At 69.8% G+C, this 25,974-nt stretch carries 20 protein-coding genes and 2 riboswitches; of the genes, 12 read left to right on the forward strand and 8 right to left on the reverse strand.

The window, feature by feature from the left end; all coding sequences use genetic code 11:
- Nucleotides 1–11: 11 nt before the first annotated feature.
- Genes AQI70_RS35715 through AQI70_RS35725 form a run of 3 tightly spaced genes read right to left on the reverse strand, consistent with a single transcriptional unit; the run spans nucleotide 12 to nucleotide 5,711 of the window.
- Nucleotides 12–3,854, reverse strand: a complete 3,843-nt coding sequence (locus AQI70_RS35715; RefSeq protein ID WP_062156604.1) for a non-ribosomal peptide synthetase — start codon at nucleotides 3,852–3,854, stop codon at nucleotides 12–14.
- 49 nt (nucleotides 3,855–3,903) lie between these two features.
- Nucleotides 3,904–4,206, reverse strand: coding sequence for a phosphopantetheine-binding protein (locus tag AQI70_RS39350; protein ID WP_062156605.1), 303 nt, complete (start codon nucleotides 4,204–4,206; stop codon nucleotides 3,904–3,906).
- Nucleotides 4,203–5,711, reverse strand: a complete 1,509-nt coding sequence (locus tag AQI70_RS35725; RefSeq protein WP_079051615.1) for an NAD(P)/FAD-dependent oxidoreductase — start codon at nucleotides 5,709–5,711, stop codon at nucleotides 4,203–4,205. Before AQI70_RS35725 ends, AQI70_RS39350 begins: the two co-directional genes overlap by 4 nt.
- A gap of 698 nt (nucleotides 5,712–6,409) precedes the next feature.
- Here AQI70_RS35725 and AQI70_RS35730 point away from each other — a divergent pair.
- Both AQI70_RS35730 and AQI70_RS35735 read left to right on the forward strand, forming a co-directional pair.
- A complete protein-coding gene (locus tag AQI70_RS35730; RefSeq protein WP_244181978.1) occupies nucleotides 6,410–7,606 on the forward strand; it encodes an ATP-grasp domain-containing protein in 1,197 nt (398 codons plus the stop codon).
- On the forward strand, nucleotides 7,603–8,952 hold the full coding sequence (locus tag AQI70_RS35735; RefSeq protein WP_062156608.1) for an MFS transporter: 1,350 nt from the start codon (nucleotides 7,603–7,605) through the stop codon (nucleotides 8,950–8,952). Before AQI70_RS35730 ends, AQI70_RS35735 begins: the two co-directional genes overlap by 4 nt.
- Nucleotides 8,953–8,977: 25 nt before the next feature.
- Here AQI70_RS35735 and AQI70_RS35740 read toward each other — a convergent pair whose 3' ends face one another.
- The 4 genes from AQI70_RS35740 to gcvT all read right to left on the reverse strand — a co-directional run bounded on the left by AQI70_RS35740 (nucleotide 8,978) and on the right by gcvT (nucleotide 13,406).
- Nucleotides 8,978–10,360, reverse strand: a complete 1,383-nt coding sequence (locus tag AQI70_RS35740) for an L-serine ammonia-lyase (RefSeq protein WP_062156609.1) — start codon at nucleotides 10,358–10,360, stop codon at nucleotides 8,978–8,980.
- Nucleotides 10,361–10,454: 94 nt separating this feature from the next.
- On the reverse strand, nucleotides 10,455–11,720 hold the full coding sequence (glyA, locus tag AQI70_RS35745; protein WP_062156610.1) for a serine hydroxymethyltransferase: 1,266 nt from the start codon (nucleotides 11,718–11,720) through the stop codon (nucleotides 10,455–10,457).
- A 25-nt stretch (nucleotides 11,721–11,745) separates the two neighbouring features.
- Entirely contained in the window at nucleotides 11,746–12,123 is a 378-nt protein-coding gene (gene gcvH, locus AQI70_RS35750; RefSeq protein ID WP_003997719.1) for a glycine cleavage system protein GcvH, read from the reverse strand.
- 116 nt (nucleotides 12,124–12,239) lie between these two features.
- Nucleotides 12,240–13,406, reverse strand: coding sequence for a glycine cleavage system aminomethyltransferase GcvT (gene gcvT, locus AQI70_RS35755; protein WP_062156611.1), 1,167 nt, complete (start codon nucleotides 13,404–13,406; stop codon nucleotides 12,240–12,242).
- A gap of 38 nt (nucleotides 13,407–13,444) precedes the next feature.
- Nucleotides 13,445–13,562, reverse strand: a riboswitch (glycine riboswitch).
- Nucleotides 13,563–13,661, reverse strand: a riboswitch (glycine riboswitch).
- Between the two features lie 220 nt (nucleotides 13,662–13,881).
- Here gcvT and AQI70_RS35760 point away from each other — a divergent pair.
- From AQI70_RS35760 to AQI70_RS35800, 9 genes are all read left to right on the forward strand, one after another.
- Entirely contained in the window at nucleotides 13,882–14,550 is a 669-nt protein-coding gene (locus AQI70_RS35760; protein WP_062156612.1) for an AAA family ATPase, read from the forward strand.
- A gap of 103 nt (nucleotides 14,551–14,653) precedes the next feature.
- Nucleotides 14,654–15,445 carry an enhanced serine sensitivity protein SseB gene (locus AQI70_RS35765; RefSeq protein WP_062156613.1) on the forward strand — a complete coding sequence of 264 codons (792 nt, stop codon included), beginning with the start codon at nucleotides 14,654–14,656 and terminating at the stop codon, nucleotides 15,443–15,445.
- Between the two features lie 214 nt (nucleotides 15,446–15,659).
- Complete coding sequence (locus tag AQI70_RS35770; protein WP_062156614.1) at nucleotides 15,660–16,460, forward strand: enhanced serine sensitivity protein SseB C-terminal domain-containing protein; 801 nt, start codon at nucleotides 15,660–15,662, stop codon at nucleotides 16,458–16,460.
- Between the two features lie 361 nt (nucleotides 16,461–16,821).
- Nucleotides 16,822–17,820: an ABC transporter permease gene (locus tag AQI70_RS35775; RefSeq protein ID WP_062156615.1), complete on the forward strand. Its 999-nt coding sequence runs from the start codon at nucleotides 16,822–16,824 to the stop codon at nucleotides 17,818–17,820.
- Between the two features lie 27 nt (nucleotides 17,821–17,847).
- Nucleotides 17,848–19,599 carry an ABC transporter substrate-binding protein gene (locus tag AQI70_RS35780; RefSeq protein WP_062156616.1) on the forward strand — a complete coding sequence of 584 codons (1,752 nt, stop codon included), beginning with the start codon at nucleotides 17,848–17,850 and terminating at the stop codon, nucleotides 19,597–19,599.
- 93 nt (nucleotides 19,600–19,692) lie between these two features.
- Nucleotides 19,693–20,703 carry an ABC transporter permease gene (locus AQI70_RS35785; RefSeq protein ID WP_062156617.1) on the forward strand — a complete coding sequence of 337 codons (1,011 nt, stop codon included), beginning with the start codon at nucleotides 19,693–19,695 and terminating at the stop codon, nucleotides 20,701–20,703.
- A complete protein-coding gene (locus tag AQI70_RS35790; protein ID WP_062156618.1) occupies nucleotides 20,700–21,782 on the forward strand; it encodes an ABC transporter ATP-binding protein in 1,083 nt (360 codons plus the stop codon). Before AQI70_RS35785 ends, AQI70_RS35790 begins: the two co-directional genes overlap by 4 nt.
- A 14-nt stretch (nucleotides 21,783–21,796) precedes the next feature.
- Nucleotides 21,797–23,083 carry an ABC transporter ATP-binding protein gene (locus AQI70_RS35795; protein WP_079051616.1) on the forward strand — a complete coding sequence of 429 codons (1,287 nt, stop codon included), beginning with the start codon at nucleotides 21,797–21,799 and terminating at the stop codon, nucleotides 23,081–23,083.
- A 63-nt stretch (nucleotides 23,084–23,146) separates the two neighbouring features.
- Nucleotides 23,147–23,803 carry a trimeric intracellular cation channel family protein gene (locus AQI70_RS35800; RefSeq protein WP_062156665.1) on the forward strand — a complete coding sequence of 219 codons (657 nt, stop codon included), beginning with the start codon at nucleotides 23,147–23,149 and terminating at the stop codon, nucleotides 23,801–23,803.
- Here the strand turns inward: AQI70_RS35800 and AQI70_RS35805 are convergent.
- Entirely contained in the window at nucleotides 23,712–24,950 is a 1,239-nt protein-coding gene (locus AQI70_RS35805) for an alpha/beta hydrolase (protein WP_062156620.1), read from the reverse strand. The two genes, AQI70_RS35800 and AQI70_RS35805, sit on opposite strands and share 92 nt — an antisense overlap.
- A 145-nt stretch (nucleotides 24,951–25,095) precedes the next feature.
- Between AQI70_RS35805 and AQI70_RS35810 the strand changes: the two genes are divergently transcribed.
- Nucleotides 25,096–25,959, forward strand: a complete 864-nt coding sequence (locus AQI70_RS35810; RefSeq protein ID WP_062156621.1) for a thioesterase family protein — start codon at nucleotides 25,096–25,098, stop codon at nucleotides 25,957–25,959.
- Nucleotides 25,960–25,974 lie beyond the last annotated feature (15 nt).

Genomic DNA, 25,974 nt, shown 5'->3' on the forward strand with positions numbered 1-25,974 from the left:
GCTGCCCGGTCTCACGGGTTGGTCCGCCGCTCGGCGCCCAGCGCCCAGCTGATCGCCTGCGGGAGCATCGCCTCCCAGGCGGCGTAGGTGTGGCCGCCGTCTCCGTAGGCGCACCGCACGTCGTGGCCGCGCAGTGCCAGGTCCTCCCCTGTGCGCTTGGTGGCGTCCAGCTGGCTGATGCCGTGGTCGAGCATCACGTCCGCCTCCTCGCGGCTCGCGGACAGGAAGAACCGGGCGGGGCTCGGCTCGGTGGCCGTCGCCGGCAGGAGACGGTGGTCGGTCAGCGGGCCGGACAGGCCGACGGCTCCGTCGAAGCAGTCGGGGCGCCGCAGCGCGGCCCGCACCGCGGTGACCGCGCCCAGGCTCGCGCCGACGGCCGTGGTCCGTCCGCCCTGCCACCGCTCGCCCAGCCAGTCCCGCAGGTGCGGGACCAGCTCATCGGCGAGCACGTCGACGAAGTCTTCGTCGAGCAGTTCGCGGTTGCGGACCGCCCACTCGGCGGGGCTCACGAACAGCGCCGCCGTCGCCGGGATCCGGCCCTGCAAGGCCAGCCGGTCCAGGATGGCGGGCATCCGCATGATGTCGACGAACTCGGAGCCGTCGAGCACGATCAGGGTCCGCAGCTGCGGGCCCGGCTCCCCGGCCGGGAGGAACAGGTCGAGCCGGCGTTCGCCGGGGTACGTCCGGCTGTGCCACGCCTGCTGTTCGAGGCGGTGCTCGCGCGAGGCGGCGCCGAGGTCCGGGGCGCTCTCCGCCAGGATGGCGGCCGCGTAGGCGGCGGGCGTCCGGTGCGTCATCATCAGCCGCAGCGGGACCTCGCGGCCGAGCAGCCGCCGGATCGCCGCGGTCGCCCTCGGCACGAGCAGGGAGTGACCGCCGTGAGCGAAGAAGTCCGCGGTGGCGGGCACCGTCCGGCCCAGTACCTCGGACCACGCCTCGACGACGCGCGCCTCCAACCCGGTCGTCGGCGGCGCGGCCGGCTCGTCGGCGGCGACAGGAGGCAGCGCGGCGCGGTCCACCTTGTTGTTGGCGGTCAACGGGATGCGGGGCACCTCGATGACATGGTCGGGGAGCATGTAGGCGGGCAACGTCGTGCCCAGCCTGCGGCGCAGCGCGGGCACGTCCACCGGGTCGGTCGCCACCACATAGGCGGCCAGCGCCGGTCCGGTGGCCTGTTCGACCCGCAGTACGACGGCTGAGGTGATGCCGGGTTCGCGCAGCAGGGCGTGCTCGATCTCGCTCATCTCGATCCGGAAGCCGCGGATCTTCACCTGCTTGTCGGCGCGGCCGAGGAAGTCGATCGCACCGCTCGGCAGGTACCGCCCGATGTCACCGGTGCGGTACATGCGGGCGCCCGGCGGGCCGTACGGATCGGGGACGAACGCCTGGGCGGTCAGTCCCGGGCGGCCGTGGTAGCCGCGGGCCAGTCCGTCGCCGGCCAGGTGGATCTCGCCCCGCATGCCGACCGCCACGGGCCGCAGCTCCCGGTCGAGGAGGTACACGCGGGTATGGGGGAGGGGGTGCCCGATCGGCACCCGCACGGACTGTTCCCCGCCGTCGAACACAGTGGCCAGCACCGTGCACTCGGTCGGTCCGTAGGATGCCGTGACGCGGCAGCCGGGCAGGCCCGTACGAGCGGCGGCGAAGCTCTGCGGGTTGACCACGTCGCCCCCGACGACGAGTTGGCGCAGCCCCGCGAGCGTCCGGATGTCCCGTTCCACCAGCAGGTCCAGCTGCGGGGAGACCAGCTTGAGCGTGGTCACGCCGTAGGCGCGGACGACCTCGTCCAGGCCGTCGAGGAGGGTTCCGGTGTCGGTCACCACCACCCGGCCGCCGTGCGCCAAGGGGGCCCACTCCAGCACCGCGACGTCGAACGTCAACGGCCCGCACTGCAGGAAGGTCGCCCCGGGTCCGATGTCGAGGTGGCGCGGTGCCCCCGCCACCAGCCTGCTCAGCGCCCGGTGCGAGACCGCCACCGACTTGGGCGCGCCGGTCGAGCCCGACGTCGAGATGAGGTACGCCAGGTTGTCGGGGAAGGCGGCCGGCGGCAGGTTCCCGGCGTCGTAACCGCTCAGGTCGAGCGACCCGTCGCCGAACACGAGCGTCGGCGCGGCGCCCGCGGGGAGGCGCTCGCGCAGTCCGGGGCTGACGACGGTGAGGACCGCGCCCGCGTCCGAGACCAGGAAGCGCAGCCGGTCGGCCGGATGGTCAGGGTCGAGCGGGAGGTAGGCCGCGCCGGCCTTGGCGATGGCGAGCAGCACGACGAAACGCTCGACCGTCTTGTCCAGGCAGACGGCGACCACCCGCTCGGGGCCCGCGCCGCGCGTGAGCAGGTGCCGGGCCAGTCGGTTGGCGCGCTCGTTGAGCTGCTGGTACGTCAGCACGCCGGTCGCGCCGACCACGGCGGGAGCCGCGGGGCTGCGCTCAGCCTGCGCCTGGACGCGTTCGACGATGGTCGCCTCGGGAGCGGGAGTCGCGTCGTTGCCGCCGTGCAGCCGTTTGCGTTCCGCCTCCTCGACCAGGCCCACCTGGTGCAAGGGCAGGTCGGGGCTGGTCACGCCCTGTTCGAGCAGCCGGATGTAGCCGGCCGCGAGTGCGGCGATCGGCGCTTCGTCGAACAGCGCCGACCGGTACACGAACGTGGCGCGCAGCCGTCCGTCGACGACCTGCGTGGTGAGCGACAGGTCGAAGCGGGCCGTCACCGGCAGCTCGGGATGCCACCACGTCGGCGCGCCCGGAGCCTCGGCGAGGCTCACCCGGTCACCGGCGTGGTTCACCGCGATGTCGAAGACCGGGTTGCGCTGAGGTTCGGAGCCGGCGTGGAGCGCGCCGACGATTCTCTCGAAGGGCACGTCCTGGTGCGCGTCCGCCGCCATCCAGGCGTCCCGTGTGCGGGTCACCAGGGAGCGGAAGGTCAGCGGCTCGCCGGACAGGTCGACTCTGAGTGCCACGGTGTTGATGAAGAAACCGATCAGGTCCTGCAGCTCCGGGCGCGGCCGGTCGGAGACGATCGCGCCGATGACGACGTCGGTCTGACCGCTGAACGCGCTCAAACCCGCGACCAGGGCCGCCGTCACCACCACGACCGGGGTCGCCCGGGCGCGCCAGGCCATCGCGGTCATCGCCGCGGTGGCCTCTTCCGACAGCTCGACGACGACGGTGCCGCCCGCCGCGTCGTTCGCCGCGGACCGGGGGCGGTCCAGCGGAAGCTCCAGCCGTTCGCTTCCCTCCAGCGCCCGCACCCAGTGGTCCAGCCGCGACCGGAGCAGGCTGCTGTCGAGGAAGCGGCGCTGCCAGTCCGCGTAGTCGCCGTACTGGACGGCGAGTTGCGGAAGCCGCGGCTCGCGGTGCTCCAGTGCGGCTTCGTAAAACTCGAAGAGGTCCCTGGCCAGTACGTCCATGGACCAGCGGTCCGTGATGATGTGGTGCAACGACGTCAGTACGCCGTACCCGTCGTCCAACTCCGCGACGACGACCCGGAGCAGGGGCGGCCGGGCGAGATCGAAGGGTTCGCGAACCGCCCGGTCCACCGCGGCCCGCCAGTCGCTCCCCGCCCAGACGACGGGGACGTCGATCTCGTCGGCCACCTCCTGCGCGACCGTGCCGTCGGGGCGCAGGACGAACCTGGTCCGCAGGATCTGGTGCCTGCGGACCAGTCCGGCCACCGCGGTGGCCAGCGCCGTCCGGTCCACTCCGTCCGGGAACCGCCATCCGCCGGTGATGTGGTACTCGTACGAGGCGTCCCACTGGTGCAGCCACCACAGGCGTTCCTGTCCCGCCGACAGCGGGGATTCCGTGGTGGAACCGCGCACCAGCGGGAAGGGGTTCGTCGGACGTGGCTCGAACTTCACCATGTGGACCTGCGCATCCCTTCAAACGGAGGGGTGGTTCGGGACTCGCGTCTCAGCTCTGCGCCGAGACGCCCTCTCCCGTCGGCGGCGCCTGTGCGGAACCCAGCACCGCGTCGACGGCCGCGGTGATCGCGTCGACGCTGCGGAACGTCGATTCCTTGAGCGCGCTCTCCGGCAGCTCGATACCGAAGGTGTCCTCGATGCTCAGCATGAGTCCCAGGGCCGTCAGCGACGTCATGCCCAGGTCCCACAGGTTGCCGTCGTGCTTCAGCTCGAAGCCGTGGCTGGTGAGGTTGAGTTGCTGGTCGATCAGCTTCCTGACGATGTCCACCGTGGAGGTGTGGGAGGTGGTCACTGCGCGTCCCCGCTTCCGGTGTCGACCGACCGGGCCCGGGTCTCGCTGCCGCCCCGGTGACTGCGCAGGTAGCGCCTGATGCGGCGGGCGCCGAGCAGGCTGCCTTGCGCGTACCAGAGGATGTCCGGGCCGAGCGCGTAGTCGATGCCCAGCTGGTCGTATGCCTGCACACACCGCGTCCGGTAGTACTCCGCGATCTGCGTCGTCGTCATCTGCGGTGCGGCCTCGGCGCCGGTCTCGAACCAGGCGGCGAGGTTGTGCTCGACGTACTCGCTGATCGACCACTCGATCGTCCGGGTGACGACCGGTTCCCGGGTCGGTGTGAACATCGGGTCGATGGTCCCCGGCTTGCCCTGGAGCTCGTTCGCGACGTGCTCGGCCAGCAGTGGCGCGCAGTGGAAGCCGTCGCGGTAGGTACCGGTCATGAGGTAGAGACCCGAGGGCGGCAGCCAGCCGATCATCGGGAAGCCGTCCAGGGTCACCGGGCGGTTACCGGCGAGCCACTGCACGACCTCGTGGCCCGCGGCCCGTTCGTCGAGCTGCTGCATCGAGTACTGGGCGAGGAACCTGACGTCGGCCATCCAGGTGACACCGGAGATGGAGTCCACCAGACGGTTGGTGGCGCCGTAGTACTCCAGCCCACCGCCCTGGGGCACGACGTGCAGCCCACAGGCGAACCCGCGGTTCGGGGTGCGGACCACGCTGCGGAACGGGTCCCCTCCGGTGCGCCGGGCCATCATCGCGAAGCCGAGACCGGGGAACATGGGGATCAGGTCGATGTCCTCGGACACGGTCCTGACCAGCGACTCGCTGTGGACGCCGGCTGCCACGACGACCGTTCCCGCCTCGATGAGGTGGCCGTCGTCGAGTTCGACCCCGGTCACGACGTCGTCGCTGCTCACCAGCCGGCGCACCGACTGGTCCACAAGGACCGCGCCCGCGTCGTGCAGTCGCGCCTCCAGCGCGGCCAGCACACCACGTGCGTCCACGGCACCTTCCGTCGGCAGGTGGACGGCGCGCAGCGACCTGGTGTCCAGGCGGGGGTTGAAGCCGGGAATCTCGTGCGGATCCACCTCCTCCCAGGGCTTGCCGTACTGGTCGAGCGCGTCCAGCATCGCCTTGAAGTTGACGGTGTCCAGCTCGGCGCCGATCGAGTTGAGCACGACGTGCGTGTCGGGCGCGCTCTGCAGCGGGCGCCCCGTCCGCGAGAACTCCTCCAGCTTGGTCAGCACGGCGGGCCACCGGTCGTGCGCGGCGACGCCGAGTTCGAACCTGGTGCGTGAAGCGTCGGTCCGTAACGACTCCGTGGTCGTCTCGCCGAAGCAGCCGAGCATCGCGCCGGCGGCCTGGCTGGCCCCCGTCTCGCGGTGACCGGGCCCGACCACGACGACGGAGCCCATTCCGCGCTCCATCAGCTCGTCGGCCAGGAACAGGCCAAGTGCGCCGTTGCCGACGATCACTACATCGGCTTGCGCGGGCCTTTCGGTTATTGCATATTCCGTCACGTTCGGAACTCCCCCTTATTCCGGGTGGTAGCCCAACAAAAGCACTGGGAGGCATGGCTTTCCGGCAATCTCGTGCCGGGCCACAGAAAGATGAGCGCGAGCTTTTCCGGGCATGCTGAAACAGCGCGGACGAATTGACATACCCGAAGCGGCCACTGGACGCGGTTAAGCGTTGATCTTCGCTGGCACCCCCGTACGCAGATCGCGATCCTCGCTCCTGGGTCAGGTCGGACGCATTGATGATCTATGTCCGTACCTGGCGCTGCGTCGACGCTACCCCCTTGCCGTCACGACATGAAAGTGAAATGGAGTGGTCGCGAGTGAATGGCGCGTTCTCGTCGCCGGAACAGCATATTCCTGTTCAATCGATTCAATGCCGCGGGTTACGAGATTCCGAGATCATCGCGGAACTGCCCCGCAATGGTCCTTTCCGGCCACCCTCTCGTGGAGTGGTGCGCCGGCCGCGCGGTCCGGAGTATCTTGTGGCCGGGGTGAGGATCCGGCGCGGGGGATGGCCAGTTGTCGGTGCGGTCGGCGTCGCCATAGCGGGCGTCAGGGGGCTTGTTCCCATCGGTTCGACGGCGCGGTGTGCCACTACGGTCGAACGCAATTCACCGGACTGTGAGAGAGGATCCACCTTGTTACCTGAGTCCGTCATCGCTGGACCTCGGCCGGTGATCGCAGTGGTCGGAGGGAAGGTGAAGTTCCTCCGGAAGGCTCGTGACCTCGGGCTGGGCGTGGTGTACATCCAGCACCCGGACGAGTACGACAGCGCTCACTGGCCGTATGTCGACCAGGCTCTGCTCGTCGACTACGCGGACACCGAGCGGGTGCTGCCCGTGGTGCGGTCGTTGAGCCGGACCTTTCCGTTTCAGATGGTCATCTCGCCGTGGGAACTCGGGCTGCTGCCGGCGGCGAAGATCGACCAGGCCCTCGGGCTCGGCGGCAACTCGCTGGACACGGTGGAGATGCTGCTGGACAAGTCGAGGATGCGCAGGCATCTGAATGCGTCGGGAATCAGCCCGGTCGCCGCCGAGGTCGGCCGGACCGAGCAGGACCTGCGGGAGTTCGCTCGGGCCAACGGACTGCCGATCGTGGTGAAACCCATCGACGAGGCCGGCAGCATCGGCATCTTCATGGTGCGCGAGGAATCGGACATCACGTCGGTCGTGGAACGCTTTCACGCGCTCGGCAAGCAGATCGACAAGAAGGACCTGGCAGGAGATCTCGACCGGTTCCTGATGGAGGAGTACCTGGACGGCCCGGAAATCAGCGTGGAGACGCTGAGCTTCGACGGCCGCCACGTTCTCGTGGGGGTGACCGACAAGGTCTGCGTCGACTCGGGTTTCGTCGAGACCGGCCATTCCCAGCCGAGCCGTCACCCGGGTCCGCTGCTGCGCGAGGTCGAAGAGCTGGTGATGAAGTTCCTGGACGCGGTCGGGCTTCGCCATGGCCCGGCGCACACGGAGATCAAACTGACCTCTCGTGGCCCGGTGATCATCGAGTCGCACAACCGGGTCGGTGGCGACCGTATTCACGAGCTGACCGAGATCGCCTACGGCGTCGACCTTGACCGGTATGCGCTCGGCTCGCGGTTCGGACTGATCGAGCCACTCCAGCGCTCTCCCCGGCCGGTTGCGGGCGCGGCGATCCGCTTCTTCACACCACCGCCGGGGCGGGTGACGGAGGTGACCGGCGCCGAGGCCATAGCCGACGACCCCGCACTGTTCGACCTGGTCATCTCGGTGGAGCCGGGAGACGAGGTACGACCGCTCACCTGGAGCGAGGACCGGGTCGGCCACGTCATCGCCAGGGGCGCGACCGCCGATGAGGCGATCGCCAACGCCGAGCGGCTGCTCGCCGCGGTGCGCATCCACACGGAGCCGATCACGTGAGCACCGAGCAGTCGGGCGCGAGCGACCCGCCGTTCCGCGAGACCCTGCGAGAGCTGCCGGCCCGGGTGTGGATCGTCAGCCTCGGCATCCTCGTCAACCGATGCGGCAATTTCCTGCCGGTGTTCATCGTCCTTTACCTGACCAGCCAGGGCTATTCGCCAGGAGCCGCCGGGTTGGTGCTCGGCTCTGCCGGGCTGGGCAACGTACTCGGCAGCGCCCTCGGCGGATATCTCGCCGACCGGCTCGGCAGGCGCTGGACCATCGCCCTGTCCGGTGTCACCACCGCGGCTCTCACGGCGGTCATCCCGGTGCTGGACACCTTGGCCATGAACATCATCGTGGTCGGCCTGGTCGGGACGGCGTCACAGCTCTACCGGCCCGCAGCGGCGGCACTGCTGACGGACTGTGTGACGACCAACCAGCAGCGGGTGGCGGCCTTCGCGGTCTTCCGCTTCGCCATGAACCTCGGTGCCGCCGCCGGAGGCTTCCTCGGTGGCTGGCTGGCGGCCAACTCGTACACGGAGCTGTTCCTCGGCAACGCCGCCGCCTGTCTGCTCTTCGGCGTGATCGCGGTGCTGCTGCTGCGCGACGTGCCACACGGCGCCTCCGATGAACGCGAGGGCACTTCCGGACCGACGGAGCAGGGCAGTTACCGGCTGGCGCTCGCCGACCGTCGCCTGCGCCGGTTCCTGCTCATGACGGTGATCGCCGAGCTCGTCTACATCCAGTCGACCGTCGGCCTGCCCCTGCACGTCACCTCCAGCGGCCTGACGGAGGCCGACTTCGGGCTGCTCATCGGCCTCAACGGCGTGCTCGTCCTGGTGTGTGAGCTGCCCATCGCCGGCCTCGTGGTGAAGCGCCGGGCCACGCACGTCCTGGCCTGGGGGAACCTCGCGACCGGCGTCGGTCTCGCGCTGACCGGCTTCGCGACCGACATGATCTGGCTCGCGGCCACCGTCGTCCTCTGGTCGATCGGCGAGATGATGTACTCCTCCGTGGCCAACGCCTACCTCGGGGGACTGTCCCCGGCCGGCATGGTCGGCCGCTACCAGGGCCTGTACAGCGCCGCGTTCACCTTGGGTACCGGCGTCGGCCCCCTCATCGGCGCCGCGATCTACGCCTACAACGAGTGGGCACTGTGGGCGGCGATCGGCATCGCCGGCCTGATATCCGCCCAGCTCTGCCTGCCGAGCCGCCGTTCCCCGGCACCTCCGGTCGCCGAAGGTGCCGACGGCGACGCCGGTGCCCGCCGTGAAGGTGGCGCCGGCGGTGAAAGTGGGGAGCCTCCGCAGCCCAGCGGCAGAACCGGTAAACGCGGACCAGGAGCGGACGAGGCGTCCGCCTGAACGGAGCGGATCGGGGCGCGCCTCGTCAGCACTCGATGATGTTGACCGCCAGCCCGCCCCGAGCCGTCTCCTTGTACTTCACGGACATGTCGGCACCGGTGTCCTTCATCGTCTTGATGACCTTGTCCAGGGACACCTTGTGCGAGCCGTCGCCGCGCAGCGCCATCCGCGCGGCCGTGACCGCCTTCACCGCGGCCATGCCGTTGCGCTCGATGCACGGGATCTGGACCAGGCCGCCGACCGGGTCGCAGGTGAGGCCGAGGTTGTGCTCCATGCCGATCTCGGCGGCGTTCTCGACCTGTTCGGGAGAGCCGCCGAGCACCTCCGCGAGCGCGCCCGCCGCCATCGAGCAGGCCGAGCCGACCTCGCCCTGGCAGCCGACCTCGGCGCCGGAGATGGACGCGTTCTCCTTGAAGAGCATGCCGATCGCGCCGGCGGCCAGCAGGAAGCGGACTACGTCGTCTTCCTTCTCTGCTTCGGAGGCCGCCCCCGCCGCGAAGTTGATGTAGTAGTGCAGCACCGCCGGGATGATGCCCGCCGCGCCGTTCGTCGGGGCCGTCACGACCCGGCCGCCCGCCGCGTTCTCCTCGTTCACAGCCATCGCGTAGAGCGTGATCCATTCCATGGCGAGCGCCTTCGCGTCGCCCTCGGAGCGCAGCTTGCGGGCCGTGTTCGCCGCCCGGCGGCGGACCTTGAGGCCGCCCGGCAGGATGCCCTCGCGCGACATGCCCCGCGCCACGCACTCCCGCATCACCCGCCAGATCTCCAGCAGGCCCGCGCGGATCTCCTCCTCGGTGCGCCAGGCCCGCTCGTTCTCCAGCATCAGCGCCGAGATCGACAGGCCCGTCTCCTTCGTCAGGCGCAGCAGCTCGTCGCCCGTGCGGAAGGGGTACTTCAGGACCGTGTCGTCGAGCTTGATGCGGTCCGCGCCGACCGCGTCCTCGTCGACGACGAAGCCGCCGCCCACCGAGTAGTACGTCTTGGACAGCAGCTCGGCGCCGGACTCGTCGTACGCCCACAGCGTCATGCCGTTCGCGTGGTACGGCAGTGCCTTACGGCGGTGCAGCACGAGGTCCTTGTCGAAGTCGAAGGGGATCTCGCGGTCGTCGAGGAGCCTCAGCCGGCCCTCCGACTTGATCCTCTCCACCCGCTCGTCGGCGGTCTCCACGTCCACCGTGCGGGGGGAGGCGCCCTCCAGGCCGAGCAGCACCGCCTTCGGGGTGCCGTGGCCGTGGCCGGTCGCGCCGAGCGAGCCGTACAGCTCGGAACGTATCGACGCGACAGCGGGCAGCACGCCCTCGTTGCGCAGGCGGCGGGCGAACATGCGTGCCGCGCGCATCGGGCCGACCGTGTGGGAGCTTGACGGGCCGATGCCGATCGAGAACAGGTCGAAGACCGAGATGGCCACGGGGGGACTCCTCAATACGGGGGTGGTGCGAAAGGTTTCCGCGGGGTGCCCCGCCGCTCACTGACCAGTGTGCGGGACACCCCACAAAAAGGGACTACTTGTTCAGACCGGGGTACAGCGGGTGCTTGTCCGCCAGCGCCTTGACCCGGGCCTTCAGTGCGTCCACGTCGTACGACGGCTTCAGCGCCTCGGCGATGACGTCCGCGACCTCGGCGAAGTCCTCGGCCTGGAAGCCCCGGGTGGCCAGGGCGGGCGTGCCGATGCGCAGGCCCGACGTGACCATCGGCGGGCGCGGGTCGTTCGGGACGGCGTTGCGGTTGACCGTGATGCCGACCTCGTGGAGGCGGTCCTCGGCCTGCTGGCCGTCCAGCTCGGACTCGCGCAGGTCGACCAGGATCAGGTGGACGTCGGTGCCGCCGGACAGGACGTTCACACCGGCCTCACGGGCGTCGGCCGCCGTCAGGCGCTCGGCGAGGATCTTCGCGCCCTCGACCGTACGGCGCTGGCGCTCCTTGAACTCCTCCGAAGCGGCGACCTTGAAGGACACCGCCTTGGCCGCGATCACATGCTCCAGGGGGCCGCCCTGGAAGCCCGGGAAGACGGACGAGTTCAGCTTCTTCGCGAAGTCCTTCTTCGCGAGGATGATGCCGCCGCGCGGCCCGCCCAGCGTCTTGTGCGTCGTGGACGTCACCACGTCCGCGTGCTCCACCGGGTTCGGGTGCAGCCCCGCCGCGACCAGGCCCGCGAAGTGCGCCATGTCGACCCACAGATACGCCTCGACCTCGTCGGCGATCCGCCGGAACTCGGCGAAGTCCAGCTGCCGCGGGTACGCCGACCAGCCGGCGATGATCACCTTCGGCCGGTGCTCCTTGGCGAGCCGTTCGACCTCGGCCATGTCGACCAGGCCGGTCTCGGCCTCCACGTGGTAGGGGACGACCTTGAACTGCTTGCCGGAGAAGTTCAGCCGCATGCCGTGGGTGAGGTGGCCGCCGTGGGCCAGGTCCAGGCCGAGGATGGTGTCGCCGGGCTGGGCCAGGGCGAACAGGGCGGCCTGGTTGGCGGAGGCGCCCGAGTGCGGCTGGACGTTGGCGTACTCGGCGCCGAACAGCTCCTTGAGCCGGTCGATGGCGATCTGCTCGGCGACGTCGACGTGCTCGCAGCCGCCGTAGTAGCGGCGTCCCGGGTAGCCCTCGGCGTACTTGTTCGTCAGGACCGAACCCTGCGCCTCCATGACCGCGACCGGGGCGAAGTTCTCGGAGGCGATCATCTCCAGGGTGGACTGCTGACGCTCCAGCTCGGCGTCGACCGCGGCGGCCACGGCCGGGTCGAGCTCGTGCAGGGGCGTGTTCAGAAGTGACATGTCAGACATGAAGGGTTACGACTCCTCAGCCGGCGGTGTGGGCGTCGTACTCGTCGGCGGAGAGCAGGTCGGCCGGCTCCTCCGTGACGCGTACCTTGAACAGCCAGCCGCCCTCGAAGGGGGCGGAGTTCACCAGCGACGGGTCGTTCACCACGTCCTCGTTGATCTCGGTGACCTCGCCGGTGACCGGGGAGTACAGGTCGGAGACCGACTTCGTCGACTCCAGCTCGCCGCAGGTGTCACCCGCGGTCACGGTCGAGCCGACCTCGGGGAGCTGGGCGTAGACGACGTCACCGAGCGCGTTGGCCGCGAACTCCGTGATGCCGACCGTCGCGACGCCGTCCTCGGCGGTCGACAGCCACTCGTGCTCCTTGCTGTAGCGCAGCTGCTGGGGGTTGCTCATGGCCTGAATTCTCCTGTACGCGCGGGAGTGGTGATGAATGGGGGACTGCTGGAAACGGGCGTGAGCAGCGGAAATGTGCGCAGGGTCACGCACGGAGGACCGCTGTGCTTGTTGGGTTACTTCTGCCGCTTGTAGAACGGCAGCGCCACGACCTCGTACGGCTCGTGGCTGCCCCGGATGTCCACGGCGATCCCGGCCGTGCCCGGCGCCGAGTGCGCCGCGTCGACGTACGCCATCGCGATCGGCTTGCCCAGCGTGGGGGAGGGGGCACCGGAGGTGACCTCGCCGATGACCTCGCCACCGGCGACGACCGGGTACCCGGCGCGCGGGACCCGGCGGCCCTCGGCGACCAGGCCGACCAGGACGCGGGGCGGGTTGGTCTCCGCGCGGGCGGCGGCCTCCTCCAGCGCCGCGCGCCCGACGAAGTCGCCCTCCTTCTCGAACTTCACCACCCGGCCGAGCCCGGCGTCGAAGGGCGTGAGGGACGTCGTGAGCTCTTGGCCGTACAGCGGCATGCCCGCCTCAAGGCGCAGCGTGTCCCGGCAGGACAGCCCGCAGGGGACCAGGCCGACACCCTCGCCTGCCTTGGTCAGGGCCTGCCACAGCTCGACGGCGTGCTCCGGCTTCACGAACAGCTCGAAGCCGTCCTCGCCGGTGTAGCCGGTGCGCGCGATGAGGGCGGGCACGCCGGCGACGGTGCCGGGCAGGCCGGCGTAGTACTTCAGGCCGTCGAGGTCGGCGATGGGGGCACCTCCCTGGTCGAGCGAAGTCGAGACCTTGGGGGAGAGGGACTTCAGGATGCCGGGGGACTCCGGTCCCTGGACGGCGATCAGCGCGTACGCGTCCCGGTCGTCGCGCACCTCGGCGTCGAAGCCGGCCACCCGCTCGGTGAGGGCGTCCAGGACGACCTGGGCGTTGGAGGCGTTGGCCACGATCATGTACTCGGTCTCGGCGAGCCGGTAGACGATCAGGTCGTCGAGGATGCCGCCGTCGGCCTGGCAGATCATGGTGTACCGGGCGCGGCCGACGCCGACGGAGGCGATGTTGCCGACCAGGGCGAAGTTCAGGAAGGCGGCCGCCGCGGGGCCGGTGACGGTGATCTCGCCCATGTGGGAGAGGTCGAACAGGCCCGCCTTGGTGCGTACGGCGTTGTGCTCGTCGCGCTCGGAGCCGTAGCGCAGGGGCATGTCCCAGCCCGCGAAGTCGGTCATCGTCGCGCCCAGCGAGCGATGCAGGGCATCGAGCGCGGTGTGACGCAATCCAGTGGATTCGGTACTGCTCATCGGTCGGTCGTCTCCCAAGGCATGACAGGCGAGGTCGGTCCTCCCCATCTGTCATCGGAACCTGAGAGGTTCGCCACGACCGCCACGGGGACGATCAACGGCTTGCACCTTGGGTGGAGCCACGCCGGTGGGCAGCGGCCCGCTTTTCAGATGTGCCTCGCCCGCGCGGTAACGGGGCCTGAGAGATTCAAGGGAGGGACTTGCTCCTTCGGCGCCCCAGCGATGCACTGCTGGGAACTCTCCCGCGCGGATTCAAACGGCCGGTATGCAGTTGGCGCGGCCATCATTGCACGCATCCCCCTGCTACGGCAGGGGGGTGGTTCACAGGGGCCACACAGTTCCCATAGGCAGGCACAGCACCCTGTAGCAGGCTTGTTGCGGTAAGAGGACTGAAACGAGAGACACCGGGCATTACCTTCTCTTTACACTCGACGGGGAGGGGACTCGTGACCCACCCCAGGGGAGGACGATCACGGTGAACAGGACCACGGCCTACGCCACGACCTCGGGCCTCGCGCTGCCCAAGCAGCCCACGACCCCCGTCCGGGAGGCGTGCGACGCCCGCCCCGCACCCGTGGTCCGCGACCTCCGCGACCGCTCGGGCCGCAGCCCGCACGCACTGCTCTTCGGCCCGAAGGACCTCGTCGTGATCACCGGCCTGCCCGGCAGCGGCAAGTCCACGCTGATGAGGCGGACCGTCAAGGCCATCCGCATCGACTCCCAGGACACCCGGGACCGCTGGGACGCCCGTATGCCGCGCTTCCTCCCCTACGCCGTCTACCGCCCCCTGGTCCGCCTCGCCCACTACGTCGGACTGCGCCGCGCCCTGCGCACCGGGGAGGGCGTCGTCGTGCACGACTGCGGCACCCAGGCCTGGGTGCGCGGCTGGCTGGCCCGCGAGGCCCGCCGCCGTGACGGCAGCCTGCACCTGCTGCTGCTCGACGTCAGCGCGGACACCGCCCTGGAGGGGCAGCGCGAGCGCGGCCGGGGCGTCTCCCGCTACGCCTTCCTGCGCCACCGCAGAGCCGCCGCCCGGCTGCTGAGCTCGGTGGAGACGGGCGACCTGCCCCAGGGCTGCGGCTCGGCGGTGCTGTTGGACCGCCCGGCGGCGGACGTACTGCGCCGGATCGGCTTCGCGGGCTGAACGGCCGCAGAACTGTGCGGGTGACCGGGCGGGAGCCGCAGCGGGCGGCCACCCGCTAGCCTTTTCAGCCACAGCAGCGGTTCAAGCAGGCGGTTTCAGGCAGATGGACTTCTCGGCGGACCTTCCCGCGGACTTCCCGGCACAGACACACCTCCCGGCGCACGGCGGCTGGCCCGGCAACGAACTGGAGGAGGTGCTCTCCGCCTCCCTCGGCATGCCGTCGGCCGGCGGGCGGATCATCGAGGTCCTGGGCCGCAGCTTCGTCTGGGTCCCCCTGCCGGGCGGCGGTGGCCCGCACAGCGGCCCGCTGGACCTGCCCACGCTGGAGATCGAGGGCCAGGCCTACGTCCCGGTCTTCAGCTCGGAGGAACAGTTCCGCCAGGTCGTCGGCTCCCACATGTCGTACACGATCGCCCCGGCGGTGGAGTTCGCCCGCGGCCTGCCCCCGCAGGTGGGCATCGCCGTCAACCCGGACGGCGTGGTCGGCGTCCCGCTGCCCCCGTCGGCGGTGGCCGAACTCTGCCGCGTGGGCCGCACGCCCCTGGACGGCCTCACCTCCGGCGGCCGCGTCAAGCTCTACGAGCCGGACTGGCAGGACGACCCGGTCGACTTCCTCGCGGCCGCCTCGGCCGAGTTCGCGGAGACCGGCGTGGTCCTGACCGCCCGCCGCTGTCTGGCGGCGATCGAGACGGCCGCCCCGGTGATGTTCATAGGCGTCGAACTCTCCCAGTGGGAGGGCGACCTGCGCGCCGCCCCGATGGACGCCCTGGCCCGCACCCTGGGCCGGGTCCCGGTCCAGTGGCCGGTCAACCTGGTGCTGCTGGACGTGGCCCAGGACCCGGTGATCGACTGGATGCGGCAGAAGGTACGCCCCTTCTACCAGCGGGACTCGTAACGTCCTCCAGGGGCAGCGCCCCTTCGGGGGCGCGGGGCGGTATCGACATGCGGCTCCGCCGCGTGGGCGCGACCAGCCCCCACGCCCCGCGGACCGCAGACCACATCAAGTCCCGAGCTCTCAACGGCTCTCCCCGCGGAGCGCCTAAGCTGGGCTCATAGCTCGGTCGGCCCACGCCGACGGAGTCACGACGTTTCCCGAAGGGGCGGTAAAGGTGAGCGCGAGCGGCACAACCTCGACCGGACAGGTCGAGCACATGCTGCGCCAGGTGACCCCCGGGCGCTACGACGCCTACGAGGCCCTCCTGCGCGCCCTCGCGACCCCGACCGCCGGCCAGGTCTGGATGCTGCTGTGGCACGGCCAGGCCGGCTCCCCGGACGCCCAGTACGGAAACATGGAGGTCGACGGCCACGGCTACGCCCCGTGCGTCACCTCCGCCCAGGAGCTCTCGGCCAGCGGCTGGAACCGCTCCTACGAGGTGGTCGACGCGGTCGACGTGGCCCGCACCCTCTACCCGGACCACTACGGCCTCTGGCTCAACCCCCACGCCCCGGGCGGCGGCGTCGGCATCCCCTGGCTCGACCTGCGCCGCATCGCCACGGGCCTGGACCGCCAGCCGGCCGGGCCGCTGCGCCTGTCGGAGCCCGGCATCGAGATCCCGCAGTTCTACGCCCTGCTCGCGCAGAACGCCCACCGCACCCCGGCCGTCCGCTCCCTGCGCCGCGCCTGGGTGCAGCCGGCGCTCGGCGCGCCGTACCTCGCGATCGGGCTGGACGTGTACGACGCCTCCCCGGCCGCCGTCGACTCGGTGCGCGCGATGATGCAGCAGTCCATCGGCGCCGTACCGGACGGCCTGCCGGTGTCGACCGTGGCGATGTCCGACGAGTACGACCCGGTCGCCATGTGGATGCGCGCGAACGCCCGCCCCTTCTACGACCGCGAGGCACACGCCGCCGCCCCCGCGCAGGCCCCGGCGGCCGGTTACGGCTACCCGCCGGCCCAGGGCCGTTACTGATCACTCACCCGCTGACCTGCTGATCAGTTCGCAGGCCGCCTGTCGTAGGCTGCGCCGGTCGCACACTTCGGTTTCGTAGGCGGATCTCCGCGCGTAGATGCGATCGGAAGGTCCCGGTCCGCCCTCATGTGCCCCAACTGGCACCCGTCCGGCCGCCGTTACCCGTTGTCCGGATAACGGAACCCGCCAGACAGCATCACGGTTGCGCATCCTTTCCCCGCCAACTCTGGCGACTGATCGCCAAAGCGTTGAAGACTCCCCGCAAGACACGGGCCGGTCGGTCCTGTGTACGAGTTGAAGCAACCGCTACAGCGGCAGCCAGGGGGTCGGCAACCGTCGGCCGAGAGGGGTCAATCTCACTGTGACCGCACCGATCGAGACAACCGGAGCGGAGGCTGGAGCGCAGCCCGAGGCCGTGCTCTCCGGGGTCAAGAAGAGCCAGATCGAGGGGCGTTCGCTCACCCAGATCGCCTGGATGCGCTTCAAGCGGGACAAGGTGGCGATGGCCGGAGGCGTCGTCGTCATCTGTCTCGTGCTCATGGCGGTGCTCTCCAAGCCGATCCAGTGGGTCTTCGGCCTCGACCCCAACAAGTTCAACCAGGACCTGATCGACCCAGCCCTGCTCGCCCCCAAGGGCGGCTGGGGCGGGATGAGTTGGGACCACCCGCTGGGTGTCGACCCCCAGTACGGCCGCGACATGCTCGCCCGCATCATCGACGGCTCCTGGGTGTCGCTGCTGGTCGCCGGTGGCGCCACGCTCCTCTCCGTGGTCATCGGCACCGTGCTCGGCGTGATCGCCGGGTACTACGGCGGCTGGATCGACAGCGTGATCAGCAGGCTGATGGACACCTTCCTGGCGTTCCCGCTGCTGCTGTTCGCGATCTCGATCTCCGCCTCCGTGCAGGACGGCTTCTTCGGGCTCGACGGTCTTCCGCTGCGCATCTGCGTGCTGATCTTCGTGATCGGCTTCTTCAGCTGGCCGTACATCGGCCGCATCGTGCGCGCGCAGACCATGACCCTCAGGAAGCGGGAGTTCATCGAGGCCGCCACGAGCCTGGGCGCACGCGGACCGTACGTCCTGTTCCGCGAGTTGCTGCCCAATCTCGTCGCGCCGATCCTCGTCTACTCGACGCTGATCATCCCGACGAACATCCTCTTCGAGGCCGCGCTGAGCTTCCTCGGAGTCGGCATCGCCCCGCCGCAGGCCTCCTGGGGCGGCATGCTCAGCAACGCTGTCGATCTGTACACAGCGGATCCTCAGTACATGTTCGTGCCCGGATTGGCGATCTTCATCACCGTCCTGGCCTTCAACCTGCTGGGTGACGGGCTGCGTGACGCCCTCGACCCTCGCAGCAAGTGATCCATCGATAGAGGGGGCTTTCCTCAGGTGAAGACGAGAAGGGTGACCGCCGCCATCGCGTCGGTCCTGGCGCTCTCGCTGGGCGCTGCCGCATGTGGTGGCGGGGATGACAACGGCGGCAACGGCGGAGGCAGCGGCAAGAAGGACGCCGCGCTGACCTCCATCGTCAACCCGTCGAGCAAGAAGGGGGGAACGGTCACGTACGAGCACTCCGACGTGCCGGACTCCCTGGACCCGGGCAACACGTACTACGGCTGGGTGCAGAACTTCTCCCGGCTCTACGCGCGTGCGCTCACCACGTTCAAGCCGGCGGCGGGCAAGGAAGGCCTGGAGGTCGTCCCCGACCTGGCGGAGTCCCTGGGCACCCCCAGTGACGACGCCAAGACCTGGACGTACAAGCTGCGCAAGGGCCTGAAGTACCAGGACGGCACGCCGATCACGTCCAAGGACGTCAAGTACGCCATCCTGCGCTCCAACTTCGCGCCCGAGGCCCTGTCCAACGGCCCGACGTACTTCAAGGCGTACCTTGAGGGCGGCGACAAGTACAAGGGCCCGTACAAGGACAAGTCCGCCGACGGTCTGAAGTCCATCGAGACGCCGGACGACAACACGATCGTCTTCAAGTTGAAGCAGCCCTTCGCCGACTTCGACTACCTGGCGACGTTCTCGCAGACGGCTCCGGTGCCGCAGTCCAAGGACACCGGCGCGAAGTACGTGCAGAACATCGTGTCCTCCGGCCCGTACCAGTTCCAGTCGTACGAGGAGGGCCGCGGCGCCACCCTCGTGCGCAACAAGAACTGGGACCCGAAGACGGACCCGATCCGCAAGGCGCTGCCGGACAAGATCTCGGTCAAGTTCAAGGTCAACCCGGTGACGGTCGACAACGACCTGCTCTCCGACAAGATCACGGGTGACCTGGCGGGTACCGGTGTCCAGCCGCAGACCCAGCCGAAGGTCCTGCAGGGCAAGTACGCCAGCCAGACGGACAGCTCCTACGCCGGTGCGACGCAGTACATCGCGCTGAACGTGAACGTGGCGCCGTTCGACAACATCCACTGCCGCAAGGCGGTCCAGTGGGGTCTCGACAAGCAGTCGGTGCTCGACGCCATGGGCGGCTCGCCCAAGGGTGACGTGGCGACCACGCTGCTGCCGCCGTCGGTGAACGGCTACACCAAGTTCGACACCTACGCGACCGAGGGCCACAAGGGCAACGTGGCCAAGGCCAAGGAAGAGCTGAAGGCGTGCGGCAAGCCGAACGGCTTCAACACGATCCTGACCGCTCGCTCCGACCGCCCCGCCGAGGTGGCGCAGGCGACCGCCGTTCAGGCGTCGCTGAAGAAGATCGGCATCAACATCGAGATCAAGCAGTTCCCCTCCGGCAAGTACTTCTCCAACTTCGCCGGTGTCCCGAGCTACGTCCACGAGCACAAGCTCGGCATGCTCTCGATGGCCTGGGGCGCCGACTGGCCGACCGGCTTCGGCTTCCTCGACCAGGTGGTCAACGGTTCCGCCATCAAGCCCTCGGGCGGCACGAACCTGAGCGAGCTGAACGACCCGGCGATCAACAAGGCCCTGAAGGACGCGATCGGCAACACCGACGACGCGGCCCGCACCAAGGCCTGGGGCGACATCGACAAGATGGTGCTCGACAACGCCTCGGTCGTCCCGGTCGTCTACCGCAAGAACCTGCTGCTGCGGTCGGAGTCCGCGGCCAACGTCACGGTCACGCAGGCCTACCTCGGCATGTACGACTACGTGCTGATGAGCTCCACCAAGTAGTAACCCGCAGGCCGGATCCCCTGAAAGGCAGGTGAAGGCACCGGGTGGCCGCGGCGGCCACAAACCGCCGCGGCCACCCGGAGCCGTACAGCTGTGGCTGCGTACATCATCCGACGCGTCTTCGGCGCGGTGCTGTTGCTGCTGGTGGTCAGCGCAGTCACCTTCGCGATCTTCTTCCTGGTGCCACGCCTCGGTGGCCAGACCGCCGACCAGCTGGCCACGCAGTACGTCGGCAAGGACGCCAACCCCGAGTCGATCGCCGCCGTCAAGCAGAACCTCGGGCTGGACCAGCCCATCGCCGTCCAGTACTGGGACTACATCAAGGGCCTCGTGGTGGGCGCCGAATACAAGTTCGGTCCCGACGCCACTCGTTGCGAAGCCCCCTGCTTCGGCTACTCCTTCAAGAGTCACGTCGAGGTGTGGCCCCAGCTCACGGAACGGATTCCGGTCTCCTTCTCGCTGGCCGTCGGCGCGGCGGTGATCTGGGTGATCTCCGGTGTCACCATCGGGGTCATCTCGGCGCTGCGCAAGGGCCGTCCGGTCGACCGCATCTCCATGTTCATCGCGCTGGCCGGCGTCTCCCTCCCGATCTTCTTCACCGGCCAGGTGCTGAACGCCCTGTTCGTGTACGAGGTCCCGATCTGGGACAGCATCGAGTACGTCCCGTTCACCGAGAACCCCGCCGACTGGGCCTGGCATCTGCTGCTGCCGTGGATCAGCCTCGCCTTCCTCTTCTCCGCGCTCTACGCCCGACTCACCCGGGCGGGCATGCTGGAGACGATGGGCGAGGACTACATCCGCACGGCCAGAGCCAAGGGCCTGAAGGAGACGACGGTCGTCACCAAGCACGGTCTGCGGGCCGCGCTGACCCCCATCGTCACCATCTTCGGCATGGACTTCGGCACCCTCGTCGGCACCGCCGTGCTCACCGAGACCGTCTTCTCCCTGCAGGGCATCGGCGCCTACGCGGTCCAGTCCATCAAGGACAACGACCTGCCCATCGTCATGGGTGTCACCCTGGTCGCCGCCTTCTTCATCGTCTTCTGCAATCTCATCGTCGACCTGGTGTACGCCGCCATCGACCCCCGGGTGAGGTACTCGTGAGCAAGCTCGAGAAAGCGGCGCTCGGCGAACCCGCCGTCGCCGCCCCGTCCGACACGGACGACGCCTTCCTGTCCGTACGCGATCTGCGCATCCACTTCGAGACGGACGACGGCCTGGTCAAGTCGGTGGACGGCGTCAGCTTCGACGTGAAGCGGGGCAGGACCCTGGGCATCGTCGGCGAGTCCGGCTCCGGCAAGTCCGTCACCTCGCTCGGCGTGATGGGCCTGCACCGCTCGGCGCGCGCCAAGGTCTCCGGCGAAGTCTGGCTGGACGGCCAGGAGTTGATCGCCGCCGACCCCGACGACGTACGCCGGCTGCGCGGCCGCAAGATGGCGATGATCTTCCAGGACCCGCTGTCCGCGATGCACCCGTACTACACGGTGGGCCAGCAGATCGTCGAGGCGTACCGCGTCCATCACAGCGTCAGCAAGAAGGTCGCCAAACAGCGGGCGGTCGAGATGCTGGACCGGGTGGGCATCCCCGAGCCCGCCAAGCGCGTCGACGGCTACCCGCACGAGTTCTCCGGCGGTATGCGCCAGCGCGCCATGATCGCCATGGCGCTGGTGAACAACCCCGAGCTGCTCATCGCCGACGAGCCCACCACCGCCCTGGACGTCACCGTGCAGGCGCAGATCCTCGACCTGATCCGGGATCTGCAGAAGGAGTTCGGCTCCGCGGTCATCATGATCACGCACGACCTGGGCGTGGTCGCCGAGATGGCCGACGACCTGCTGGTCATGTACGGCGGCCGGTGCGTGGAGCGCGGCCCCGCCGACGAGGTCTTCTCCGAGCCCCGCCACCCCTACACCTGGGGTCTGCTCGGCTCGATGCCGCGCCTGGACCGCGACCAGACCGACCGCCTCATCCCGATCAAGGGCGCGCCGCCCTCCCTGATCAACGTCCCGTCCGGCTGCGCCTTCAACCCGCGCTGCCCGTACGCCGACATCCCGAAGGACAACGTCACCCGCACGGTCCGCCCCGAGCTGACCGAGGTCGGCGAGCGGCACTGGGCCGCCTGCCACATGAGCCAGGAGCAGCGGGAGCGTATCTGGACCGAAGAGATTGCGCCGAAGCTGTGAGCGACGAAAAAGCGGTGAGCAACCCGGAGCAGAGCGGCACCACCCTCACCAAGGACTCCGCCGCCGACGGCGAGATCCTGCTGAAGGTGACCGGTCTGCAGAAGCACTTCCCGATCCGCAAGGGCCTGCTCCAGCGGCAGACCGGCGCGGTGCGTGCCGTGGACGGCATCGACTTCGAGGTGCGCAAGGGCGAGACGCTGGGCGTCGTGGGCGAGTCGGGCTGCGGCAAGTCGACGATGGGCCGGCTGATCACGCGGCTGCTCGAACCGACCGGCGGCCAGGTGGAGTTCGAGGGCCGGGACATCACGCACCTCAGCGTCGGGCAGATGCGCCCGATGCGCCGTGACGTGCAGATGATCTTCCAGGACCCGTACTCCTCGCTGAACCCCCGGCACACCATCGGCACGATCGTCGGCGCCCCCTTCAAGCTCCAGGGTGTCCAGCCCGAGGGCGGCATCAAGAAGGAGGTCCAGCGGCTGCTGTCGGTGGTCGGCCTCAACCCCGAGCACTACAACCGCTATCCGCACGAGTTCTCCGGCGGCCAGCGCCAGCGCATCGGCATCGCCCGCGCCCTCGCGCTCAACCCCAAGCTGGTCGTGGCCGACGAGCCCGTCTCCGCCCTCGACGTGTCGATCCAGGCGCAGGTCGTGAACCTGCTGGACGACCTCCAGGAGGAGCTCGGCCTCACCTACGTGATCATCGCCCACGACCTGTCCGTCGTACGGCATGTCTCGGACCGTATCGCGGTGATGTACCTCGGCAAGATCGTCGAGCTCGCCGACCGCGAGTCGCTGTACAAGGCGCCGATGCACCCGTACACCAAGGCCCTGCTGTCGGCGGTGCCGATCCCGGACCCCAAGCGCCGAGGCGCCAAGAGCGAGCGCATCCTGCTCCGCGGTGACGTGCCCTCGCCGATCTCCCCGCCGAGCGGCTGCCGTTTCCACACCCGGTGCTGGAAGGCGACGGAGATCTGCCGGACGACGGAGCCGCCGCTGGCGGAGCTGAGGCCCGGCCAGCGGGTGGCCTGCCACCACCCGGAGAACTTCGAGGACCAGCAGCCGCAGGACACGGTCCTGCTGTCGGTGGCCAAGGAGGCCGCGGAGCTGGTGCCGACGGAGGAAGCGGCTGAGGCCGAGGCCGGGGGTTCCGAGGAAGCGCCTGAGGCTGAGGCCGGGGGTTCCGAGGAAGTCCCTGAGTCTGAGGCCGAGCGTGCCGAGGAAGCCCCCGCGGCTGCCGGGGAGGCCCCCGGGACCGTGGCTTCCGCGGAGTCGTCCGCGGCAGCCACGGACGACAACAAGTAACCCAGCCCGGGCCCCCGCCTTCCTTTGCAAGGCGGGGGCCTTGTGCTGCGCAAGAATGTCCGGGTGCTCCAGCAACTGTTCAGCCCGTCCGTCCAGCACACGCTCGACCTGATCGGCATCTTCGTCTTCGCCATCTCCGGCGCCCTGCTGGCCGTCCGCAAGAACTTCGACGTCTTCGGCATCGCCGTCCTCGCCGAGGTCACCGCCCTGGGCGGCGGGCTGTTCCGGGACCTGGTCATCGGCGCGGTACCCCCGGCCGCCTTCACAGACCTGGGGTACTTCCTCACCCCGCTGCTCGCCGCGCTCCTCGTCTTCTTCCTCCACCCGCACGTGGAGCGCATCCAGACCGGCGTGAACGTCTTCGACGCGGCGGGCCTCGGCCTGTTCTGCGTGGCCGGCACGACGAAGGCGTACGACTACGGCCTGGGCCTGACCGCCTCCGCCTGCCTCGGCCTCGCGACCGCCGTGGGCGGCGGTGTGCTGCGCGACGTCCTGGCCAACGAGGTGCCGTCCCTGCTGCGCTGGGACCGCGACCTCTACGCGGTCCCGGCGATGGTCGGCGCCACGATGGTCGTGCTGTGCATCCGGTACGACGCCCTCACCCCGCTCACCAGCGCGCTCGCCGCCGTCACGGCCTTCGTGCTGCGGTTGCTCGCGATGCGGTTCCACTGGCGAGCTCCGCGGGCCTGGAACCGGCGGTCGACGGTACGGGAGGAGTAGTCCCGGGCCCCGTGCCCACCTGGTGCCGCGTCCCCATCACCTCGGTCAGCCAGCGGAACGCCGGGACGACCTGCGGCTTCCACAGGGCCATGGTGTGGCCGCCCGCGCTGCGCGGGATGAACACCACGTCCACGGTCGTCGGCGGCTTCGCGGCCCGGTCGATGGCCATGGCCGCCTCGTAGCCGTCGCGCGGCTGCCCCGAGAAGTAGAGCGCGACGCGCGGCGGGACGCCGGCCTCTTTGAGGAGCAGGTACGGGTTGTTCGCGGCCCGCAGCGCCGGGGTCTTCGCGGCCAGCGAGTTGGGTACGGCGACGGGGTCGTTGTAGCCGGACATGCTGACCGCGGCCCGGTAGCGGTCGGGGTGGGCGACGGCCAGCTTCGCCGCGCAGTGCGCGCCCGCCGAGTACCCGGCGACCGCCCAGCCGTCCGGCGCGGCCTGGGCCCGGAAGTTGTCCATGACCATCTTCGGCACGTCGATGCTGAGCCAGCTGTCGGCGTTCACCTTGCCCGGGATGTTCGCACAGCCGGTGTCCACGCCCGGCAGCAGCGTGGTGCGCGGCGAGACGATGATGAACGGCTCGATCTGCCCGCTGCGCATCAGCGGCGCCAGCTGCTGGGGCGCGTCCATCGTCCCGAACCACGCCTTCGAGGAGCCCGGATAGCCCGGCAGCACCTCGACGACCGGGAACCTGTGATCGCGGTAGGCGGGGTCGCGGTACTGCGGCGGCAGCCAGACGTTGACCTCGGCCTGCACTCCGGAGACCCGGCCCCTGAGCTGGGTGACCAGCACCCCGCCCTCCTCGCGCATGCCCGGGCCCTTGCCCGGCTTGAAGACCTGCCGGACCTTGGGCAGCTTTTCCAGCGCCATCCCGCCGGTGCCGCTCGCCCCGAGGTCGGCGGCCTCGTGCACATGGTCGCTGGTGCCGAGCAGGTCGCCCCAGTTGTCGTAGAGCTGGTTGGCGTTGTTGACCAGCGTGAAGACCAGGGCGACCGCCGTGGTCTGGGCGAACAGCAGCATCAGCACCCGGCCGGCGGCCCGTACGAGCCGGGGTCCGCGCATCCGCGACCAGAGGACCAGCGGCAGCACGACGGCGACGAGGCACAGCGCGACGAGCGTGTAGAGGAACGGGGTCCCGGTGAGACTCATGTCCCGATAGAGGGCTTATCGGCGTCTCAGGTTTCGGACGGGTGACGACACTTACCGAAAAGTTGCCCAGAACACGACCCGGGTCCGGCCGTCACGGCCAGCCCCAAAGCTACCGCTTAGTAGTTTCCTGTTGTACCGTTCATCCATGCCAGAAGCAGCCTCCGCCCCGACGGCCACACGGGCCACCATCGGCGACAGCGAGTTCGACCGCGACACCGCTCTCACCCCGCGCGAACCCGGCGTCTACGACATCGACCTCTCGGCCGGCTGGACGATCATCAGCGCCGTCAACGGCGGCTACCTGCTGGCCGTCCTCGGCCGCGCCCTCGCGGACGCCCTGCCGCACAGCGACCCGTTCACGATCTCCGCGCACTACCTGACCGCGTCCCAGCCGGGCCCGGCGGTCGTCCGCACGGACGTGGTGCGCACCGGCCGGACGCTGTCGACCGGCCAGGCCTCGCTCTTCCAGTACGACGAGCAGGGCCGCGAGGTCGAGCGGATCCGCGTCCTCGCCTCCTACGGCGACCTGGACTCCCTCCCCGACGACGTCCGCACGACGGCGAAGCCGCCCGCGTTGCCGCCGATGGACCAGTGCTTCGGACCCGAGGACGGACCGGCCCCGGTGTCCGGCAGCTCGGCGATCGCCGACCGCCTGATGCTCAAGCTCGACCCCGCCACCCTGGGCTGGGCGCTCGGGCAGCCCTCGGGCAAGGGCGAGATGCGGGCGTGGTTCGGCCTCGCGGACGGCCGCGACGCCGACCCCCTGTCGCTGCTGCTGGCGGTGGACGCGCTTCCCCCGACCGCTTTCGAGATCGGCATCTCCGGCTGGGTCCCGACGGTCGAACTGACCGTGCATGTGCGGTGCCGCCCGGCGCCGGGGCCGCTGCGGGTGTCGATCACCACGCGCAACCTGGCCGGCGGCTTCCTGGAGGAGGACGCCGAGGTCTGGGACAGCGCGGACCGGCTGGTGGCACAGTCGAGGCAGCTGGCAAGGGTAAGGCTGAGCTGAAGCGCCCTTGAGGGG

Source organism: Streptomyces curacoi (assembly GCF_001513975.1).
GTDB classification, from domain to species: Bacteria; Actinomycetota; Actinomycetes; order Streptomycetales; family Streptomycetaceae; genus Streptomyces; species Streptomyces curacoi.

What these genes read in the sequence shown, in the direction of transcription:
- AQI70_RS35715 (WP_062156604.1), bottom strand. Translation starts at nt 3,854, where the DNA reads ATGGTGAAGTTCGAGCCACGTCCGACGAACCCCTTCCCGCTGGTGCGC.
- glyA (WP_062156610.1), bottom strand. Translation starts at nt 11,720, where the DNA reads ATGTCACTTCTGAACACGCCCCTGCACGAGCTCGACCCGGCCGTGGCC.
- gcvH (WP_003997719.1), bottom strand. Translation starts at nt 12,123, where the DNA reads ATGAGCAACCCCCAGCAGCTGCGCTACAGCAAGGAGCACGAGTGGCTG.
- gcvT (WP_062156611.1), bottom strand. Translation starts at nt 13,406, where the DNA reads ATGAGCAGTACCGAATCCACTGGATTGCGTCACACCGCGCTCGATGCC.
- AQI70_RS35765 (WP_062156613.1), top strand. Translation starts at nt 14,654, where the DNA reads ATGGACTTCTCGGCGGACCTTCCCGCGGACTTCCCGGCACAGACACAC.
- AQI70_RS35805 (WP_062156620.1), bottom strand. Translation starts at nt 24,950, where the DNA reads ATGAGTCTCACCGGGACCCCGTTCCTCTACACGCTCGTCGCGCTGTGC.
- AQI70_RS35810 (WP_062156621.1), top strand. Translation starts at nt 25,096, where the DNA reads ATGCCAGAAGCAGCCTCCGCCCCGACGGCCACACGGGCCACCATCGGC.